Here is a 20,253-nt window from a genome sequence, read left to right as displayed (position 1 = left end):
TGTCACCCCAGTGCCCACTGCTGGTTCGTGCCGCCGCTGCAGGTCCACAGCTGGACCGGGGTGCCGTCGGCGGTGGCCAGACCGCTCACGTCCAGGCAGAGCCCCGACTGCACCCCGGTGACGGTGCCGTTCGGGTTCAGCTGCCACTGCTGGTTGGCCTGGCCGTTGCAGGACCAGACGATCGCCTTGGTGCCGGGGCTGGTGCCGTGCGCGTTGGCGTCCAGGCACAGCGTGCTGCCGCCCACGGTCACGGTCAGCTGGTTCGACGAGGTGTGGGTCCAGGTCTGGTTCGCACCGCCGTTGCAGGCGTAGATCTGCTGCTGCGTGCCCAGCGTCGTGTTGTTCGCATCGGTCAGACACTTGCCCGCGGCCACCGCGTGCAGTGCACCGGTCGTACCGCTGCCGGAGGATCCCGCGTCCAGGCCCATGAAGTGGATGGCCGAGGCGGCCATCGCAGTGCCCTGTACCGGCAGTTCGTGCCCGGCGCCGGCGATGCTGTACGCCTCGACCTGGGTGGTGCCGGCGCTGTTGTTGTACCGGGTGCGGGTCCAGTTGGCCGCGGGTGTGTCCGTGGCCGACGGGGTCTGGCTCACGCCGAGGACGTCGGTCCACTGCTTGATCTCTTCACCGAGGTTGTTGTGGCTCAGGATCGTGTCGGCGGTTCCGTGCCACAGCTGCACTCGCGGCCGCGGACCGGTGTAGCCGGGATCGCCCGTGCCCCGCACCAGGCCGCCCCACTGCTGGGGGGTCATGGAGACCTGGCCCTGGGCGCAGGCGGAATTCCAGCCGCGTGCGGAGCCGGTGTAGAAGCAGTGGTAGGGCACTCCCATGAACGCCGCGCCCGCCTTGAACACATCGGGGTAGTCGGCGAGCATCACGTTCGTCATCATCCCGCCCGACGACTCCCCGGTCACGTACACGGCGTTGGCGTTGCCGCCGTAGTGCTGCTCCGTGTAGGTGATCATCGACATGAGCCCGACCGGGTCACTGCCGCCGTTGCGGGTCAACGCCTGGCCGGAGGAGACGTCCCAGCAGCTTCCGTTGGGGTTCGTCGAGGGATAGATGACGAGGAACCCGTACCGGTCGGCCAGCGACGCGAAGTCGGTGCTCGAGTACAGGTAGGGCCCCGACCCCTGGCAGCCGTGCAGGGCCAGCAGGATCGGGGGGTTGGCCTTGACGCTGTTCGGCACGTACAGGTTCATGACCAGACCGGTCGGATTGGTGCCGAAGTTCGTGATCTGCGTCAGTGAGGCGGCGGCGGCCCGGGGGGCGGCCTGCAGGCTCAGGCCGGCCGCGAGGCCGACCGCGGCGGCCAGGCCCAGGAGGCGGGATATGAGGGAGCGGGATCGAAACACGGTATCTCTCCGTCCGGGATTGCACGAGCTTTCCGAAATATTCCGGTGATTCCACCGAAACATGCCGATCCTCGTGTCGATCAATCTCAGCCGTCAACGCCCCCGCCGCAGGGGGTCCAGCGGGTTCCGCACCCACTGCACCCACCTGCGGATTCGTCTCCGGTCAGGCCGCCGGTCCCGCCGTACGCGGTGAAAGTTTCATCCCGGACCGCCGCTCAGTGGGCCAGGAGCACCAGGGCGAGCACGATGAGGGCGGGCACGGTCTGCACGAAGAGGATCTTGCGGGACGAGCTCACGGCGCCGTACAGGCCGGCGACGGCGACGCAGGAGACGAAGAAGAGCCGCACCTGGAATCCGACCGGGTCGCCGGCGAGGGCGCCCCAGAAGAGGCCGGCCGCCAGGAAGCCGTTGTACAGGCCCTGGTTGGCGGCCATCGCCTTGGTCGAGACCGCGAACTCCCCCGTCGTGCCGAAGGAGGCCCGTGCCCGCGGCGTGGACCACAGGAACATCTCCAGGACCAGGATGTAGACGTGCAGGAGGGCGAGGGCGACGACCGCGATCACGGCCGCAGTGGACATCGCGGAAATACTACGCAACGGACGGTCCGGCCGAAATTCCTCTCCGGCGAGCGGCAACCTCTGCCGCCGCAGCGGCAACTGACGGGTGACCCGAAGGCAGAGCACGCCCACGGGTCGTCAGATCCCACTGCCGTCCGCTGCCGCGCTCCGCCGATCTCGGTCTCGGCGAGTTCGCTGGAGACACCGGTGATGATGTCGGAGAAGTACGGCTCGGAGCGCAGCCTTGCGACGCTCTCGGGGATGACCAGGGCGACCGAGTCCGTCCGCGAGGTGACCAGGGACCGGGCCGCCTGGTTGGGGACGTAGCCCAGCTCGGCGATGGCCTGCTCGACGGCCGCCCTGGCCTTGGCGCTCACGTTCGGCGAGCCGTTGACCACCCGGGACACTGTGCCCAGGCCCACCCCGGCCCGCGCGGCCACCGCCTCCAGGGTCGGTCGGAGGACGGGCGGCTGCTGTCCGGCTCGACTCATGATCGGTCTCCCGGAGGGTAGTGGGCTGCGACGGCCGCTCCGAGGGATGTCGGACACGTTCCGGTAACGGAGCCGACTCGCACCCTTGACACTCCCCCGTACGACGCAGCAATCCTCCCACAGCGTGGGAGCGCTCCCACATTCTCACCCCGCTCCGGACCACAGCCGGCCGCCCAACGCGGCACATCCACGAACCACCCTGGACGAGGAGACATTCGGCCATGCGGAACTCCGGCACCACCCCGGGCAGAAACGCCCTGACCACAGCATCGATCCTCGCCCTGAGCGCCCTGCTGGGTCAGCGGCTGCAGCAGCTCGGGATCCAGCACGGCCGGCGACGGCGCCTCCGGCGGCAAGAACACGCTGACCGCCGGTGACTTCGGCGCCTTCGGCTACAAGGAGGCGGCCTCTTCAACGCCTACCAGCAGGCCCACCCCAACGTCACCATCGTCGAGCACAGCGTCCAGCAGGAGGGCGACTACTACCCCGCGCTCCAGACCCATCTGGCCTCAGGCAATGGTCTGGACGACATCCAGGCGACCGAGGTCGGCCGGATCGCCCAGGTGGTGAAGAAGCAGGCGGACAAGTTCACCGACCTCGGCAAGGCGGACGGTGTCAGCCAGAGCGACTTCCCGCCCTGGCAGTGGCAGCAAGCCACCACCTCGGACGGACACACCATCGCTCTGGGCACCGACATCGGCCCTATGGCGGTCTGCTACCGCAAGGACCTCTTCCAGCAGGCCGGGCTGCCCAGCGACCGCGACCTGGTCGACAAGCTCTGGCCAGGCGACTGCGCCAAGTTCGTCGAGGTCGGCAAGCAGTACCAGGCCAAGGCGCCCGCCGGCACCTTCTTCACCGACTCCGCCAGTGGCCTCTTCAGCGCCGGGGTCTCCTCCAGCGCCACCCAGTACGCCGACAGCAGCGGACAGTTCGCCTACAAGGACAGCACCTCGGTCAAGTCCGCCTGGGCCCTGGCGGTCAGCGCCGCCCAGGCCGGTGTCAGCGCCGGGCTCAAGCAGTTCGACACGCCTTGGAACCAGGGCTCGCCAACTCCAAGTTCGCCGCCATCGCCTGTCCCTCCTGGATGACGGCCGTCGTCTCCGGCAAGTCGGGGGACGCCAACAAGGGCAGGTGGGACATCGCCGCACCGCCGGCGGCCGGCAACTGGGGCGGCTCGTTCCTCGCCCTGCCCAGCCGCACCGCCGCCTCCGCCTTCCCCGCCGGCTTCGTCTGGGGTGCCGCGACGGCGGCCTACCGGATCGAGGGCTCCGTCGACATCGGCGGCCGAACGCCCTCGATCTGGGATACCTTCAGTCGCACCCCCGGCCGGACGGCCGGCGGCGACACCGGGGACCTCGCCACCGACCACTTCCGACGCTACCGCGAGGACGTCCGGCTGATGGCCGATCTCGGCCTGGGCGCCTACCGGTTCTCGGTCTCCTGGCCCCGGGTGCAGCCGACCGGGCGCGGCCCGGCGGTGGAACGGGGCGTGGACTCTACCGCCGACTGACCGACGAGTTGGTGGAGCAGGGCATCGCGCCCGGTCACGCTCTACCACTGGGACCTGCCGCAGGAGTTGGAGGACCTGGGCAGCTGGCCCGCCCGGGACACCGCCGCCCGCTTCGCGGAGTACTCCGCGCTGGTGGCGGAGGCCCTCGGCGATCGGGCCGCGACCTGGATCACCCTCAACGAGCCCAGGTGCTCGGCCTTCCTGGGCTACGGCTCCGGCGTGCACGCCCCGGGCCGCACCGACTGGGCCGACGCCCTGCGGGCCGCCCACCACCTCAACCTCGGCCACGGCCGCGCGGTCGAGGCGCTGCGCGCCGCGCTGCCGGCCGACGCCCGGATCGGCGCCTCGCTCAACCTGCACGCCGTCCGGCCGCTCAGCGAGTCGCCCGCAGACCGCGAGGCCGCCCGGCGGATCGACGCGGTGGGCAACCGCATCTTCACCGGCCCCATCCTGGAGGGGAGTTACCCGGACGACCTGCTCGCCGAGACCGCCCGGCCCATCGACCTGCTGGGCGTCAACTACTACACCCCCACCGTGGTCTCCGCCCTGCCGCCGGGCCACACTGCGGCGGCCGGCACCTCGCGCGACGACGGCCACGGCCAGGGGGCGCAGTCCCCCTGGCCGGGCAGCGACGACGTGCTGTTCCACCGGGCGCCGGGCGAGGTGACCGCGATGGGCCGGCCGATCGACCCGACCGGCCTGACCGGCCTGCTGCTCTCCGTCCACCGCGACCACCCCGGCCTGCCGCTGCTGGTCACCGAGAACGGCGCGGCCTTCGAGGACCGGCTGACGCCGGACGGCGCCGTCCACGATCCCGAACGGATCGCCTACCTGCACGGACACCTGACCGCTATCCAGGCTGCGATCACCGCCGGGGCGGACGTGCGAGGCTACTTCCTCCGGTCGCTGATGGACAACTTCGAGTGGGCGTACGGCTACGCCAAGCGCTTCGGCGCCTACCACGTGGACTACGCGACCCAGCGGCGGACCGCGAAGGACAGCGCCCACTGGTACGCGGAGGTGATCCGGCGCAACGCGCTGCCCGAGGTGGGGTGAGCGGTTCGCGTCAGATGTCTTGACGCTGATCGCCGGGCGGCCCAAGCTTGCGGGTGGCCTGATGCGGGTGACGGCCGACGCGCAGTCTCTTCCTGTCATGGACCGATCCAGGACGGCCCGCATGCCGCAGTCGACCCGCAGTTCCGAATCCGCCCCCACCCTGGCCGAGGTCGCCCGCCGGGCCGGCGTCTCCACGGCGACCGCCTCCCGGGTGCTGAACCGCTCCGCCCGGGTCTCCGCCGAGTTGGCCGCCCGGGTGGAGAGCGCGGCGCACGATCTGGCGTACGTACGGCGCCGGGCCCCCAGCACCCGGGACACCGGGGTGGTGGCCGTCGTGGTCTTCGCCGACCCGCTCCAGTACCACGTGGACGCCTTCCACGTCCGGCTGCTCTCCGGCCTACGGCGAGCACTGCCCGGCGCGGACCGCGAGTTGGCGGTCTTCACGGTGCCCAGGCGCTCGCGCCGGGCGCCGCTGGTGCGCTACCTGTGCGGCGGCCACGCCGACGGTGTCCTGCTGGTCGGCCCGTGGGGGGACATCGCGCTCGCCCGGCTGCTGCACGCTGCCGGGGTGCCCGTGGTGTCCCTGGGCCGCCCGCCGGAGCCGGGCGCGGTGGCCTTCGTGGACGCCGACAACCTCACCGGTGCCCGGGACGCGGTGCAGCGGCTGTGCGCGTCCGGCCACCGGTCGGTCGCGACCGTCGCCGGGCCGCCCGACACCGCCGTCGGCGCGGACCGGTTGGCCGGCTACCACCAGGTGGTGCGCCAGGCCCGCCCGACCGTGCGGCCCGCCGTGGCGTACGGGGACTTCAGCAGCGCCTCCGGCGAGCACGCGATGCACCGGCTCCTCGACCAACGCCCCGATCTCGACGCGGTGTTCGTCGCCTCCGACCAGATGGCTGCCGGGGCGCTCCGGGCGCTGCGGCGGCGTGGTCTCCGGGTGCCCGAGGACGTGGCGGTGATCGGCTTCGACGACGCACCGGTCGCGGCCCGCTCCCGCCCGGGGCTGACCACGGTGCGGCAGCCGGTCGAGGAACTCGGGTCGCGTGCCCTGGAACTGCTGCTGCAGAACCCGGTACGCGGCGAGTCGGTCGTGCTCCCCACCCGGCTGGTCCCCCGCGCCTCGGGCTGAACCCATCAGGCCTTGCCCTGCAGTCGCCAGATCTGCTCGCGTAGGACACCGCGAACAGGTCTCGGCCGGTCAGCCCGTGCCCGTCACCGGGCGCCGCTGAGCCAACGGGTGACACTGGAGATATGGACGGTCGCCCAGGCTCGTGCGGTCTCCGCGTCGTGGAACTCCAGGGCCTCCAGGATGGAGCGGTGCTCGGCCGCTGTCCGCTTCAGGGCCTCCTCCTGGGTGATGCGGCGCCAGATCCGGGCCCGAACCGTCGGACCGGAGATCGTCTCCAACAGGGAGCACAACAGCGGAATACCCGAGGCCGCAGCGATCTTGCCGTGGATCTCCAGATCGTTGGCCACCAGCTCCTCGATGCTGGGCTCCTCGCCCAGACCGTCGAGAAGGGCGCGCAGGTCCGCCAACTCCTCGTCACCGATGCACTGGGCGGCGAGAGCGGTCGCCGTCGGCTCCAGGATCCCGCGGACCTGGAACGCCTGCATCACCGTGTCGTCCTGGTGGAAGTCCAGGATGAAGGTGACGGCTTCCAGGAGGAGTTCCGGCTCCAGGCTGCTCACATACGTGCCGTCGCCCTGACGGACATCAAGGATGTTCAGCAGCGACAGGGCCCGCACTACCTCGCGCAACGAGTTGCGCGACAAACCGAGTTCAGCCGCCAGATCGGCCTCTTTGGGCAGCCGGTCCCCAGGCCGCAGGGCCCGGGAGACGATCATCTCCTTGATCTTTCCGATGGCCTCATCGGTGACCGCCGCAGCTTGCCTCCTGATAGATCCGACGTCCCCCGAGTATGCGACCGCCGCGCATTTCGGAGTCACCCGCAAGAAATCTTCTATGGTGGGAAAAAGGAACAAATCAGGACACCGGACGACAGGTGCGTGGTCAGGAATGAGCCGGCAGGTGACGCAGACGAAGACGCGGAGGGCAACCCCGGCGCGGATCACAGCCGTCGACACCTACGACATCCGCTTCCCGACCTCGCATCGGCTCGAGGGCTCGGACGCGATGCACTCCGACCCGGACTACTCCGCGGCGTATGTGATCATCCGCACCGATGCGGCGAACAGCCCGGAAGGACACGGGTTCTGTTTCACCATCGGCCGCGGCAACGAGGTCGAGGTTGCGGCGATCGACGCGCTCCGCCCTCTCGTGATCGGCCGATCTCTGGACGAGATCTTCGACGACCTCGGCGGCTTCTACGGCATCCTGGTCGGCGACAGCCAGCTGCGCTGGCTGGGACCCGAGAAGGGCGTCATTCACATGGCCGTCGCGGCTGTGGTGAACGCGGTCTGGGACCTGCACGCCAAGCGCGAGGGCAAGCCGCTCTGGAAACTACTCTCCGACCTCACGCCCGAGCAGATCGTGGCGCTCCTCGACTTCCGGTACCTCACCGACGCGCTGACCCCTGACGAGGCCCTGGACATCCTGCGCCGTGCCCTGCCCGGCAAGGCCGAGCGCGAGTCCCGGCTCCACGCCGACGGCTACCCCGCCTACACCACCTCCCCCGGCTGGCTCGGCTACTCCGACGACAGGCTCGCAGCGCTGGCCGGCGGGGCCGTCGCCGACGGCTTCACCCAGATCAAGATCAAGGTCGGCGGTGAGCTCGCCGACGACATCCGGCGCTGCCGGATCACCCGCCAGGTGATCGGCCCGGATTTCCGGATGGCCCTGGACGCCAACCAGCGCTGGGACGTGGCGGAGGCCATCGAATGGACAGGCCGTCTTGCCGAGTTCGCCCCGTACTGGATCGAGGAGCCGACCAGCCCGGACGACATCCTCGGGCACGCTGCGATCCGCCGGGCGGTGGCCCCGGTGAAGGTGGCGACCGGGGAGCACGCCGCCAACCGGGTGATCTTCAAACAGCTGCTGCAGGCGGGTGCGATCGACATCCTCCAGCTGGACGCCTGCCGGGTCGGCGGGGTCAACGAGAACCTGGCGATCCTACTGCTCGCCGCGAAGTTCGGCATTCCGGTGTGCCCGCACGCGGGCGGCCTGGGGCTCTGCGAGCTCGTCCAGCACCTGGCGATGTTCGACTACCTCGCGGTCTCCGGCACGCTCCAGGACCGGACCCTGGAGTACGTGGACCATCTCCACGAGCACTTCGCCGATCCGGTGGTGATCAGGAAGGGGCGGTACGCGGCCCCCACCGTGCCCGGGTTCGGCGCGACCATGCGTCCCGAGTCGCGGCGCGCGTACACCTACCCCCACGGTTCCGCCTGGGACCGTGCCCCCGCGGGAGACGTCCACCCGGGGGAGGCGTCCGAATGAACGCGCGTCGCGCGCTCGAGTTCCAGGGGCTGTCGGCGATCGTCACCGGCGGGGCGTCGGGCATCGGCCTGGCCGTCGCCGAAACCCTGGCCGCGAGCGGTGCCGGCATCGCCGTCCTGGATCTGTCCCCGGAGCAGGCACCCGGGCACCTGCACGCGATCCAGGCCGACGTCGCGGATACCGCAGCGGTGGCCGACGCCACGGCCCAGGCGGTCGAATACCTCGGAGGTCTGGACGTCCTGGTCAACAACGCGGGCATCGGGGCCCAGGGCACCGTCGAGGACAACTCGGAAGAGGAGTGGCATCACGTCCTGGACGTCAATGTGCTCGGAATCGTCCGCACCACCCGGGCGGCCCTGCCCCACCTGCGCCGGTCTGCCCACCCGGCGATCGTCAACGTCTGCTCGGTCACCGCGACGACCGGGCTGCCCCAGCGGGCGCTGTACTCCGCCAGTAAGGGAGCCGTACTCGCGCTGACCCTGGCGATGGCGGCCGACCACCTGTACGAGGGCATCCGCGTCAACTGCGTCAATCCCGGAACCGTCGACACCCCTTGGGTGGGCCGGCTGATCGCGGCGGCCGACGATCCCGGAGCCGAGCGGCGCGCGCTCGAGGCCCGTCAGCCGAGCGGCCGACTGGTGACCGCCCAGCAGGTGGCCAGTGCCGTCGCCTACCTCGCCGGGCCGTCGGCCGGGGCGACCACCGGCACAGCTCTGGCCGTGGACGGCGGGATATCCGGCCTGCTGGTACGACCCTCCGCAAGCCTTCGACCGGAGGCGCCTGCGCACCGCGAACCGTGAATGCGGTACCCATCACCCGCACCTTGTCAGCACATGTCGGGAGCAGAGCACCATGAAGCGCATCGCCACCGCCGCAACGGTCCTCGCTCTCGCCTGCGGCGGCGCCGCAGGCTGCGGCGGCGGCAGCACCACCGGCGGAGGCGCAACCTCCTCCGGGCAGGTCGGCGTGGTAGTGCCGTTTCTGACCTCGCCGTTCTGGCAGGCGTACAACACCGCCGTCCCGCAGCAGGCCGCCGCCCAAGGCGTCGACACCCTCGCGACGGTCAATTCCAACTCCGATCCGAGCAAGCAGCTCTCCGACATCCAGAACCTGCTCACCCAGGACGTCAAGGGACTCGTGGTCGCACCGCTCGACTCCGCGGCGATCGTGGCCGGGTTGAAGGCCGCCGACCGCAGCCACGTGCCGGTGGTCGCGGTCGACGTGGCGCCCGACAGCGGGAAGGTCGCCATGGTGGTTCGCGCGGACAACCGCGCATACGGCGAGAAGGCGTGCAGGTACCTCGGTGACGCCGTGAAGAGCGGCAAGGTGGTACAGATCCAGGGCGACCTGGCCTCGGTCAACGGCCGGGACCGCTCGGATGCGTTCAACGAGTGCATGGCGAAGAACCACCCGGGCATCAAGGTGCTGGACCTCCCCGCGAACTGGCAGTCCGACAAGGCGGCGGCCGGCCTGGAGGCGCTGTACACGGCCAACCCGGACATCAAGGGCATCTACATGCAGGCCGGCGGCGTCTATCTGGCGCCCACGCTGCAGACCCTCAGCCGTCACAACGCCCTGGTCCCGGCCGGGGATCCCAGGCACATCGTCATCGCCTCCAACGACGGCGTCCCTCAGGAGCTCGACGCGATCCGCAAGGGCGAGATCGACGCCACCGTCTCGCAGCCGGCCGACCTCTACGCCCAGTACGGCATCTCCTACATCAAGAAGGCGATGGCGGGCGAGAGCTTCAAGCCGGGCCCGACGGACCACGGCAGCACCATCGTCACGCTGCCCGGCGGAATCCTCGAGGACCAGCTCCCCGCACCGCTGGTGACCAGGCAGAACGTCGACGACCCGGCTCTTTGGGGCAACCGCTCCCAGTAGTGCCCGCCCCCGAGGAGAGCAGATGGACCTGTCGGCCACTCCCCCGCCCTCGGACCGGGCAGCGCCCGGCCGCCCCCTCGTCGAGGCCCACGGGATCACCAAGCGTTTCGGGCCCACGGTGGCACTGGACGACGTGCGGATCACCATCCGGGCCGGCGAGTCGCACGCCCTCGTCGGCCGCAACGGCGCCGGCAAGTCCACCCTGGTGTCCGTCCTGGCCGGACTCCTCCGGCCGAACAGCGGAACGGTCCGCTTCGACGGCGCGCCCGCGCCTTCCCTCGCCGACCGGGGCGCCTGGCACCGCCGCGTCGCCTGCGTCCACCAGAAGCCCACGATCTTCGGCGATCTGACCGTGGCGGAGAACCTGTTCCTGGGCCGGTACCCCACCACCTTCGGCCCGGTGATCAGCTGGCGGCGGATGCGCCGGGCCGCCCGCCAGGTGCTGGACGAGTGGCACGTGCCGGTGGACGTGAACGTGCTCGCCGGCCGGCTCAGCGTCGAGGACACCCAGCTGGTGGAGATCGCCCGGTCGCTCTCGCGCGGCGTCCGGTTCATCGCCCTGGACGAGCCGACCGCCCGGCTGGACAGCAGCGCCATCGACCGCCTCTTCAGCCATATGCGGCGGCTCGACCGGGCAGGGGTGACCTTCCTGTACATCTCGCACCACCTGGAGGAGATCTACGAGGTCTGCCAGGTCGTCACCGTCCTGCGCGACGCCCGGTGGATCACAACCGCGCCAGTGGGCGAACTGCCCAGGGCCAGGCTGATCGCGGAGATCACCGGCGAGCCGGCCGCCGCGGCGGCGGCAGGCTCCGTCGGGCGTCCGTCGAAGGCGGACGCGCCCTTGGCGGTGGAGGTGGACCGGCTCAGCGGCCCGTCCTTCCGCGAGGTCAGCCTCACCGTCCGGGCCGGTGAAGCGGTGGGCCTGGCCGGACTCGCCGGCTCCGGCAGCCACCAGCTCGCCGAGGCCCTGGCCGGGCTGCACCGGCCGACCGGCGGCCGGATCCGCATCCTGGGCCGTCCGTTGGAGCCGGGCAGCGCCTGGGCGGCGCTGCGCGCCGGCGTCGGATTCGTACCACGCGACCGGCATTACGAGGGGCTCGTCCCCGATCTGTCGGTGGCCGAGAACGCCTCCATGACCATCACCGACCGGCTCGGCCCCCTGGGAATGATCACCCCGAAGGCCCGGGACGCCTTCGCCCGCCGGACGATCGCCGACCTCGACATCAAAGCCACCGGGCCAGCGCAGCCGGTCACCAGGCTGTCCGGCGGCAATCAGCAGAAGGTGGTCCTGGCACGGGCGCTGGCCACCGACCCGAAGGTGCTGGTCCTCATCAACCCGACGGCCGGCATCGACGTGAAGTCCAGGCGCGCCCTGCTCTCGGTCGTCGACCGGGCACTGACCGAAGGACGCGCGGTCCTCATCGCCTCCGACCAGCTGGAGGAGCTGCGGGTCTGCGACCGCGTCCTGGTGATGTTCAAGGGAACTCTGACCACCGAACATGCCGCCGGCTGGACCGACCACGAGATGGTCGCCTCCATCGAAGGGGTCACCCTCAGCCATGAATGACGTGCCCTCGCGCCCGGCCGGGGACGGAGCCTCATCCGACCGCTCGGCGGCCGCCACCAGGACCGTCCTCGGTCCCCTCCGCCGGCTCGCCCTCGGCAGGGTCCGGGATCTGGCGCTGCTTCCCGCGGTGATCCTGCTGCTGGTCATCGGCGCACTCAGCAACGACAACTTCATTCACCGGGACAACCTGGTGAACATCCTGGGGGCCTCCTCGGCCCTCGGCCTGCTGGTGCTCGCCGAGGCCATGATCCTGATCAGCGGCAAGATGGACCTGTCGTTGGAGTCCATCGCCGGCCTCGCCCCCGCCCTCGGTTTCATGCTCGTCATCCCGGCCGCCTCGGCCGGCCTCGGCACTGAACTTCCCACCTGGGTGGGCCTGCTGGTCATCCCCCTCGCCGGTGCGGCTATCGGCGGCGTCAACGGCCTGCTGATCGTCAAGCTCCGGCTCAACGCTTTCATCGTCACTCTCGCGATGAACATCGTGCTGCGCGGAATCCTGGTCGGCATGGTCTCGGGGAAGACGCTCTTCGACGCCCCGAACGCCTTCTTCACCCTCGGGTCCAGCGACTGGCTGGGCGTTCCCGTCTCCGTGTGGCTGACCGGGCTCTGCTTCGCCGTCGCCGGATGGTTTCTGCGCTACCACCGGCTGGGCCGGGCGCTGTACGCGATCGGCGGCAACGCGCCGGCGGCGCGGGCGGCGGGCATCCGGGTCGAGCGGGTTGCCTGGAGCGTCCTGGTCATCGGAGGGGCTCTCTCCGCCGTGGCGGGCCTGGTCATCGCCGGACGCGTCGGCGCGGTCAACGCCAACCAGGCCCAAGGCACGATCTTCACGGTCTTCGCAGCCGCCGTGATCGGAGGCATCAGCCTGAACGGCGGCAAGGGCTCCCTCCTCGGCGCTCTGCTCGGGGTCCTGCTGCTGGGCATGCTGGAGAACCTGCTCACCCTCGCCCAGGTGTCGTCGTTCTGGATCCAGGCGATCTACGGCGGCATCATCCTGGTCGCGCTGCTGGTCACCAGGCTCACCACCGGCGAGGCACAGGACTAGGGCCGCACCAGGCGGGCCCGGACGTGCCTGGCGGGCCCGCAACCCGAGGCATCACAATGGGGTGAGGAGTGGATTGTCATGCGCCTTACGCCAGCCGTAGGCGGGCCGACCGCGAGGTCCACCGACGGGGATGTCACGCCGAGCGGAGTGCACGGGCCGTTCGACATGGCGAATACCGCAACAGCAGTGATCGACGCGGCGGGCACGGTCATCGGTTGGACGGCGTCCGCGGAGGAGCTTCTCGGCTATTCCGCCGCCGAGGTGGTCAACCACTCCGCCGCACTGCTGCTGGCAACACCGGAGGACATGGCGAAAGTTGCGGGCGTCGCCGAGCAGTGCTGTGCGGGGAGCGGTTGGGGCGGTCTGGTCGCGGTCAGGCACCGCGACGGCCGACGTATCGAGGTCGGCCTGCGGGTCTCGTCGCTGTTCGACCTGGACGGGCACGACTGCGTGCTCGTCTCCGCAGTCGACCTGGCGCAGACGCCGTCCTGGGCGGTGACCGGCTCCGTACTCGAAGGGTTCCTGACGCGTTCGCCGATCGGCATGGCGGTGCTCAGCCCGGATCTGCGGTACGTCTGGATGAACGACACCCTGGAACGCTATGGCGGGATCCCTCGCGACCAGCGGCTCGGACACCGGATGAGGGACTCGCTGCCCGGCCTGAACACCGATGCGCTCGAGGCGCAGATGCACAAGGTGCTGGAGACGGGCGAACCGGTGATCGACTACGAGTACCAGGGGTGGACCTGGGCGGATCCGCACCGGCAGCACTCGTACTCGACCTCGTTCTTCCGGCTCACCGACCGGGACGGCAACGTGCTCGGCGTGTGCTACATGGGCATGGACGTCACCGACCGGTGGAAGGCGCGAGAGCGCCTGGCCCTGCTCAACGAGGCCGGCGCGCGTATCGGAAGCACCCTGGACATCATGCGCACCGCCCAGGAGCTGGCCGACTTCGCCGTGCCGCGCCTCGCCGACTTCACCGCCGTCGACCTGCTGGAGTCGGTTCTGCACGGTGACGAGCCGGCTCCGGGTCCGCTCGCTGCCAGGCCCGCGATGCGGCGTGCCGGGCTGCAGTCGGTCCGCGAAGGCTGTCCCGAGGCGGTCGCCGCGCTCGGAGAACCTGTCAACGTCGTGCCACCCCACGACGGCAACTACCTGATCGAGGGCGAGGCATTCCTGGCCCCGGCCCTGGATCCGTCCGACAGTATGTGGGCGATCGAGCATCCTGCCAGAGCGGCGAAGATCCGCGAGTTCGGCTTTCACTCACTCATGACCGTGCCGCTGCGAGCGCGCGGTGTCGTCCTCGGTCTGGCCACCTTCGCCCGCTCGCAGAACCCGGTTCCCTTCGAGCCGGACGATCTGCTCCTCGCCGAGGAGTTCGTCGCGCGGGCCGCGGTGTACGTGGACAACGCACGCCGGTACACCCGCGAGCACACCGCCTCCCTCGCTCTCCAGCGCAGCCTGCTGCCGCACACGCTCAGCGGCGGGACGGCCCTGGAGGTGGCATCGCGCTACCTCCCGGCGGACGTACGGGACGGAGTGGGCGGGGACTGGTTCGACGTGATCCCGCTGTCCGGCGCCCGGGTCGCCCTGGTCGTCGGCGACGTGGTCGGGCACGGCATGAATGCCGCGGCCACGATGGGGCGGTTGCGCACCGCCGTGCACACGCTCGCCGACATGGATCTGCACCCCGATGAGCTGCTGGCCCGCCTCGACGACCTGGTGATCCGCCTCACGGAGGAAGAACCCGACGACGAGGCCGTCTCCCAGGCCGTCCTGGGCGCCACCTGCCTTTACGCCGTCTACGATCCGGTCACGCGGCGGTGCGCCATGGCCAGGGCCGGGCACCCCCCGCCCGCGGTGGTCGCATCGGACGGCACCGTCACCTTCCTCGACCTGCCTGCCGGTCCGCCGCTCGGTCTGGGAGGACTGCCCTTCGAGTCCGCCGAACTGGAGCTGCCCGAGGGAAGCCTGATCGCCCTCTACACCGATGGGCTCGTCGAGGCATTCGACCACGACATCGAGGAGGGGCTGACCCGCTTGAGCATCGCCCTCGCACAGCCGGGCCTGCCGCTGGACACCCTGTGCGGGGCGGTGGTCGACACCGTGCTGACCGGTCCACCGTCCGATGACGTCGCCCTGCTGATCGCGCGCACGCGTGCCCTGGGTGCCCATCAGGTCGCCTCCTGGGATGTGCCGTCCGATCCGGCCGTCGTCGCGAACACCCGGTCTCTGGCCGTCCAACAGCTCGTCCGGTGGGGCCTGGTCGACCTGGCGATGACGACGGAACTCATCGTCAGCGAACTGGTCACCAACGCCATCCGTTACGGCGGCGGTCCGATCCGTCTGCGTCTGATCCGGCACGCCGTACTGGTCTGCGAGGTGTCCGACGCCAGCAGCACCTCACCGCGGCTGCGCCACGCCCGCACCACCGACGAGGGCGGTCGCGGCCTGTTCCTGGTCGCCCAACTCACCCGCCGCTGGGGCCACCGCTACACCACCGACGGCAAACTCATCTGGGCGGAACAGGATCTTCCGGCTTCCACCGCGGCGGCGACCACGGCCTGACGGGGCGACAGCGGTGCGCCGGGTCGCGCCGGGCCAGCCGCTCGGCGGCCCCGCCCGGGCAGTCTGCGAGCAGAGCGACTATCCCTGAGCCGGCGGATGACCCGGGCCTCGGGCAGCAAGTCGCCCGGCCTTCGACGCCTGCCGTGCGTCTCATCTGTGTTCAGGGTTCTCAAAGTCGAAGCGGCAGCGCGGCGACCCACTCGGAGCGCTGGTTGCCGTGGGCGGGGATGCCACCGGCGTCCTTGAGCAGGCGGGCCAGGTGGAGCTGGTTCCAGGTCATGAAGGTGGTGTTGCGGTTGGTGAAGTCGTTCTCGGGCCACCCGAGCCGGGGTCGAGATAGGACGGCCCCGGGCCCGCCCCCCCACCCAGCCGGCGTCCGCCTGCGGCGGGATCACGTACCCCAGGTGCTGCAGGCTGTACAGCACGTTCATCGCGCAGTGCTTGGCGCCGTCCTCGTTGCCGGTGATCAGACAGCCGCCGACACGGCCGTAATAGGCGTACTGACCTTCGGAGTTGAGGATCGACGAGCAGGCATAGAGCCGCTCGATGACCTGCTTCATCACCGAGGAGTTGTCCCCCAACCAGATCGGCGGGACACTCTGGCACCCTATCTGACCAGCGGAGAAGCGAAAAGGCGCCGGCGCCCTGCTACCGCGCACCGAGAACCAGGGATCACCCTGACGACCATTTCGCTCAGGTCGCTGGGTCGAGGAAGATGACGAAGGAGGTGGTGACCTCGGGGTACGTCCCCCGCGCATCCGCAGGGGTCGGGAATCTGGGCTGGGACCTCACCCTCCTCGGCCCGCTTCCAGTGCCCGTCGCCGACCTCGTACGGATCGCTGCCGCCGCATACCTCGCCGACCGACGGGCTTACTGCGCCACCACGTTCAGCCGAAGCTTGGAGCTCACAGTCCACACGCACGACCCGGTCCCGTGGAACAGCCGACCAGGCGAGCTACTCAGTGAACTCCTTACCTGGCTCACCGGGGACGCCTGGACAACCGAAGGCCACTGCTTCCGAGGAATCTCGACATAAAGTATCTTGATGTCGAGATTCATGTCGAGAGCGGATCGGGGCTTGCCATGCGGCGGAGCGGGAACGGACTGGTTGCACAATTGCGGCGGCCGCCGGGCGGGCGGAACGGGCGGATGATGCTGCTCTCCCAGTTCGTCGACCGGACCGGCACTGGCGTCTGGTCGGCCGCCTCGGTGCTGTACTTCACCTTCGTCCGCGGCCTCGACGCCCGCCAACTCGGCCTGCTGCTCGGCATCGGCGCGGTGGCCGGGATCGCCGGCTCCCCGCTGGCCGGCCGGGCGGCCGAACGGCTCCCGGTCCGCGACCTGCTGATCACCTGCCACCTGCTGCGCCTCGGAACCATGGCGGTGCTGCTGGTGGTGGACCGGTTCGCCGTGCTCCTGGTCGTGGTGGCCCTCACCTGCCTCGGCGAACGGGCGGCCAAGACACTGGAGATGCTCTTCGCCACCCGCGTCGCGGGCGAGCACCGGGGTGCCTACCAGGCGCTGTTCCGCAGCGTTGCCAACGCCGGCTACGCGCTCGGCGCCGGCCTCGCGGCGCTCGGGCTGGCGGTCGGCACCGCCGACGCGTACCGCACGCTGATCGTCGCCAACGGCCTCTCCTTCGTCCTGGCCGCCGCGCTCGTCCGCCGCACCGACGAGCCGGCCGGGCACGGCCTGGTGGTGGCCCGGCAGCCGGACGGCACCGGGGCGGAGCCGGACGGCGCGGCGGTGGCCGCGCCCAGCCCCTGGCGCGACCGCGGCTACCTGCTGTTCGTCCTGCTCGACATCCCGCTCAACCTGGACGACTCGGTCCTCAACGTGGGCCTGCCGCTGTGGCTGGTCCATCGCACCGGGGCGCCGCCCGCCCTGGTCCCCGCCTTCCTGGTGCTCAACACCGTCCTCGTGGTGGTGCTCCAACTGCGTGTCTCCGCCTGGGCCGAGGGGCCGCGCGGAGCCGTCAAGGCACTGCGCTGGTACGGGCTGACGCTGCTCACGGCCTGCCTGCTGCTGGCCGCCGCGACCGGCGGCGGCGCCCTGGCGGCCTCCGCGGCGCTGCTGGCCGCCGCCGTCCTGGTCACCATGGCCGAACTGCTGCGCTCGGTCAGCTCCTGGGAGCTGGCGGTGAGCCTGGCACCGCCGCGCGCCCGCGCCTCCTACCTGGGAGCCGCCGGGATGGCGCAGTCGGTGCAGAAGTCGCTCGGCCCGCTGCTTCTGACCGGGGTGGTGATGACCGCGGGACCGCTGGGCTGGGTCGCGCTCGGCGGGGCGGCGACCGGCCTCGGCGCGCTTCAGCGGCGGGCGAGCCTGCTCCGGTTGGCCGCCGCGCCTGGCCGGCCCGCCGCGCCGGAGGTGGAGGCGGCCCATCCCGTGCAGGAGGTGGCTCAGCCGGTGGGGCAGAGCACAAAGTCGCGCTGGTGACCGGGAAGGAACCATGCGCGCAACTCAGGCGGCTCTACCTTCTGAGCTGGGTTGATCGAGCCACTCGTAAGGTTGGGTCGCCCAGGGGTGCTGGGTGTGGCTATCAGGCGGCTGCCGTCTCGTGGCATACGACGCTTCGCCGCCCAGCACCCCACGACGACTCGGCCGCCGATTAGGAAGTGCGAGCAAGTCGCTGAGTAGAGCAATGCCGGCGAGGTCGTCCGTGGTACGAACAGAACGAACACGCACGTCAGGAGCACGATGAGCCGGATATGGGCGGGGATCGACAGCGGCAAAGGCCACCACCACGGCCTGGCCCTGGACACCGAGGGCAAGACCCTGATGTCGCGGCGGGTCGCCAACGACGAGCCCGAGCTGCTGCAGCTGATCGGCGACGTCCTCGCCCTGGCCGGCGGCGACCAGGTGACCTGGGCGATCGACATGACCGGCGGGGAACCCGCCCTGCTGCTGAGCCTGCTCGTCGCCCACGGCCAGGAGGTCCTGTACATCCCCGGCCGCCTGGTGAACCGCGCGTCCGACGGCTACCGCGGGGAAGGCAAGACCGACGCCCGCGACGCCTACGTGATCGCCGACCAGGCCAGGATGCGCCGCGATCTGCAGCCCATCCGTCCCGGCGACGAGGCCGCGATCGAGCTCAAGCTGCTGACCGGCCGCCGTGCCGACCTGGTCGAGGACCGCACCCGCGCCGTCAACCGTCTGCGCGGCACCCTGCTGAGCATGTTCCCGTCCCTGGAGCGGGCCCTGGATGTGACCAACCTCGGTCCGCTCAAGCTGCTGACCGAGCATCAGACGCCGGCCGCGATCCGCCGCGTCGGCGTCGCGCGGCTGACCAAGTGGCTGGCCAACCGTAAGGTCCGCAATGCCAGAGCCCTGGCCGAAGCGGCCGTCGAGGCCGCCCAGCGCCAGCACACCTCCGTCCCCGGGGAGAAGACCATCGCCAGGCTGGTCCACACTCTGGCCGAGGGGGTGATGGCCCTCAACGAGCAGATCACCGAGATGGACAAGCTCATCGAGGGCCGGTTTCGCGAGCACGAACTCGCCGAGATAGTCGAGAGCGTCCCCGGCATCGGCGCCGTGCTCGGCGCCGAGTTCCTGGCCGGAGTCGGCGGCAGCCTGGATGGCTTCGCCTCGCCGGACGCTTTGGCGGCCTTCGCCGGTGTCGCCCCGGCGCCACGCGACTCGGGCAAGGTCAGTGGCAACCTGCATCGGCCGACCGTCTACCACCGCAGGCTCCAACGGGTCTTCTATACCTCGGCGTTGGTGAGCATCCGCTGTGATCCGAACTCGCGGGTGTTCTACGACCGGAAGCGCGCCGAGGGGAAGAAGCATGTCCAGGCCGTGATGGCCCTGGCCCGCCGACGGGTCAATGTCCTGTGGGCGCTGATCCGTGACCGACGGTGCTACCACATCACACCCCCAGTGACCGAGACGGCTTGACAACGACATTAGGAAGCGTCGATCACCGCGAGGCGATGGAGCGTGGCTCTGCGGTTGCGTCGCTCGCCGTAGCCGCATTGTTCCGGCACGCAGAGGCGCTCGCCGCCAAGGCCTCACGGTCGGGCGATAGGTCGTCCGGGAGCGCCGTTCAAGAGCACTCCCGAAAGGCACGACCATGCAATTCACTTCTGAACAGCGCCTCGACGACGGCGTCCTCGAACGCGAATTCACCCTCGGCGAGATCCCCGGCATCCTGTGGACGCCCGCATCCTCATCCGCACCGGCACCGCTGATCCTGATCGGCCACCCTCCGCTCGGACTGCACAAGATGTACCCCCGGCTGGCGGGGCGGGCCCGGTACTACGCGGCGGAGTACGGCTTCGCCGCGGCCACCATCGAGCTCCCCGGGAGCGGTGACCGTCCCCGTTGGGCCGCCGCCGAGCAGGCCCGCGCCGGCCTGCGCCGGGCGATGGAGGCCGACGAGCCGGTCAGCGACGAGATCGTCGACGCCCTCATCCTCCCGCTGGTCGACAAGGCGGTCCCGGAATGGCAGGCCACCCTGGACGCCCTCCTTTCGCTGCCCGAGATCGGCGGCCCGGTCGGGTACGAGGGGGGAGTGATCTCCATCGGCATCCGGCTGGCGGTGGTCGAGCCGCGCATCTCGGCCGCCGGACTCTTCGCCGGGAGTCTCGTGCCCGCCGCCATGTTCGAGGAGGCCCGCCAGGTCACCATTCCGCTGCAGGTCCTGCTGCAGTGGGACGACGAAGGGAACAACCGGCAGGCGGCGGCCCTGGACCTGTTCGACGCCTTCGGCACCAAGGAGAAGACGCTGCACGCCAATATGGGCGGACACACCGGCACCCCGTGGTTCGAGCTCGACGCCGGGGCCCGGTTCTTCGCCCGGCACCTGAAGTGAGACCGGG

General features: G+C 70.5%; 13 protein-coding genes and 4 pseudogenes. 12 read left to right on the top strand and 5 right to left on the bottom strand.

Features of this window, described 5'->3' with window-relative positions:
- Positions 1–2: 2 nt before the first annotated feature.
- The 3 genes and pseudogenes from FB465_RS33195 to FB465_RS37265 all read right to left on the bottom strand — a co-directional run.
- Positions 3–1,355: an extracellular catalytic domain type 1 short-chain-length polyhydroxyalkanoate depolymerase gene (locus tag FB465_RS33195; RefSeq protein WP_145796553.1), complete on the bottom strand. Its 1,353-nt coding sequence runs from the start codon at positions 1,353–1,355 to the stop codon at positions 3–5.
- Between the two features lie 215 nt (positions 1,356–1,570).
- Complete coding sequence (locus FB465_RS33190; RefSeq protein WP_145796551.1) at positions 1,571–1,933, bottom strand: DUF1304 domain-containing protein; 363 nt, start codon at positions 1,931–1,933, stop codon at positions 1,571–1,573.
- A 155-nt stretch (positions 1,934–2,088) separates the two neighbouring features.
- Positions 2,089–2,403, bottom strand: a pseudogene (locus FB465_RS37265) (LacI family DNA-binding transcriptional regulator); the annotation flags it as partial.
- A 419-nt stretch (positions 2,404–2,822) separates the two neighbouring features.
- Here FB465_RS37265 and FB465_RS33180 point away from each other — a divergent pair.
- From FB465_RS33180 to FB465_RS33170, 3 genes and pseudogenes are all read left to right on the top strand, one after another.
- A pseudogene (locus FB465_RS33180) lies at positions 2,823–3,491 on the top strand (extracellular solute-binding protein); the annotation flags it as partial.
- A pseudogene (locus tag FB465_RS33175) lies at positions 3,488–4,969 on the top strand (GH1 family beta-glucosidase). The pseudogenes FB465_RS33180 and FB465_RS33175, both read left to right, overlap by 4 nt.
- Positions 4,970–5,090: 121 nt before the next feature.
- Positions 5,091–6,098 (top strand): LacI family DNA-binding transcriptional regulator, encoded by a 1,008-nt coding sequence (locus tag FB465_RS33170; RefSeq protein WP_211785913.1) that lies wholly within the window; start codon positions 5,091–5,093, stop codon positions 6,096–6,098.
- Positions 6,099–6,181: 83 nt separating this feature from the next.
- Here FB465_RS33170 and FB465_RS33165 read toward each other — a convergent pair whose 3' ends face one another.
- Positions 6,182–6,868 (bottom strand): FadR/GntR family transcriptional regulator, encoded by a 687-nt coding sequence (locus tag FB465_RS33165; RefSeq protein WP_281292394.1) that lies wholly within the window; start codon positions 6,866–6,868, stop codon positions 6,182–6,184.
- Positions 6,869–6,998: 130 nt separating this feature from the next.
- Between FB465_RS33165 and FB465_RS33160 the strand changes: the two genes are divergently transcribed.
- The 6 genes from FB465_RS33160 to FB465_RS33135 all read left to right on the top strand — a co-directional run bounded on the left by FB465_RS33160 (position 6,999) and on the right by FB465_RS33135 (position 15,436).
- Positions 6,999–8,366, top strand: a complete 1,368-nt coding sequence (locus tag FB465_RS33160; RefSeq protein WP_246193027.1) for an enolase C-terminal domain-like protein — start codon at positions 6,999–7,001, stop codon at positions 8,364–8,366.
- Entirely contained in the window at positions 8,363–9,166 is an 804-nt protein-coding gene (locus tag FB465_RS33155; RefSeq protein WP_145796542.1) for an SDR family NAD(P)-dependent oxidoreductase, read from the top strand. The genes FB465_RS33160 and FB465_RS33155 overlap by 4 nt, the downstream gene beginning before the upstream one ends.
- A gap of 52 nt (positions 9,167–9,218) precedes the next feature.
- The gene (locus FB465_RS33150) at positions 9,219–10,250 is read left to right on the top strand and encodes a sugar ABC transporter substrate-binding protein (protein ID WP_145796541.1); all 1,032 of its coding nucleotides are present in this window, start codon (positions 9,219–9,221) and stop codon (positions 10,248–10,250) included.
- A gap of 22 nt (positions 10,251–10,272) precedes the next feature.
- Positions 10,273–11,820: a sugar ABC transporter ATP-binding protein gene (locus FB465_RS33145; protein WP_145796539.1), complete on the top strand. Its 1,548-nt coding sequence runs from the start codon at positions 10,273–10,275 to the stop codon at positions 11,818–11,820.
- Complete coding sequence (locus FB465_RS33140; RefSeq protein ID WP_145796537.1) at positions 11,813–12,865, top strand: ABC transporter permease; 1,053 nt, start codon at positions 11,813–11,815, stop codon at positions 12,863–12,865. Before FB465_RS33145 ends, FB465_RS33140 begins: the two co-directional genes overlap by 8 nt.
- A gap of 78 nt (positions 12,866–12,943) precedes the next feature.
- Complete coding sequence (locus tag FB465_RS33135; RefSeq protein ID WP_425461229.1) at positions 12,944–15,436, top strand: SpoIIE family protein phosphatase; 2,493 nt, start codon at positions 12,944–12,946, stop codon at positions 15,434–15,436.
- 150 nt (positions 15,437–15,586) lie between these two features.
- On the opposite strand, the pseudogene FB465_RS33130 reads toward FB465_RS33135, so the two are convergent.
- A pseudogene (locus FB465_RS33130) lies at positions 15,587–16,026 on the bottom strand (flavodoxin family protein); the annotation flags it as partial.
- Positions 16,027–16,585: 559 nt separating this feature from the next.
- Between FB465_RS33130 and FB465_RS33125 the strand changes: the two are divergent.
- The 3 genes from FB465_RS33125 to FB465_RS33115 all read left to right on the top strand — a co-directional run bounded on the left by FB465_RS33125 (position 16,586) and on the right by FB465_RS33115 (position 20,246).
- Complete coding sequence (locus tag FB465_RS33125; RefSeq protein WP_246193026.1) at positions 16,586–17,872, top strand: MFS transporter; 1,287 nt, start codon at positions 16,586–16,588, stop codon at positions 17,870–17,872.
- Positions 17,873–18,133: 261 nt separating this feature from the next.
- Positions 18,134–19,330 (top strand): IS110 family RNA-guided transposase, encoded by a 1,197-nt coding sequence (locus FB465_RS33120; RefSeq protein ID WP_145791507.1) that lies wholly within the window; start codon positions 18,134–18,136, stop codon positions 19,328–19,330.
- A 175-nt stretch (positions 19,331–19,505) separates the two neighbouring features.
- The gene (locus FB465_RS33115; RefSeq protein WP_145796536.1) at positions 19,506–20,246 is read left to right on the top strand and encodes an alpha/beta hydrolase; all 741 of its coding nucleotides are present in this window, start codon (positions 19,506–19,508) and stop codon (positions 20,244–20,246) included.
- Positions 20,247–20,253: the final 7 nt, after the last annotated feature.

Source organism: Kitasatospora atroaurantiaca, assembly GCF_007828955.1.
Taxonomy (GTDB): Bacteria; Actinomycetota; Actinomycetes; order Streptomycetales; family Streptomycetaceae; genus Kitasatospora; species Kitasatospora atroaurantiaca.
This window is presented reverse-complemented; position numbering and strand designations above follow the sequence as displayed.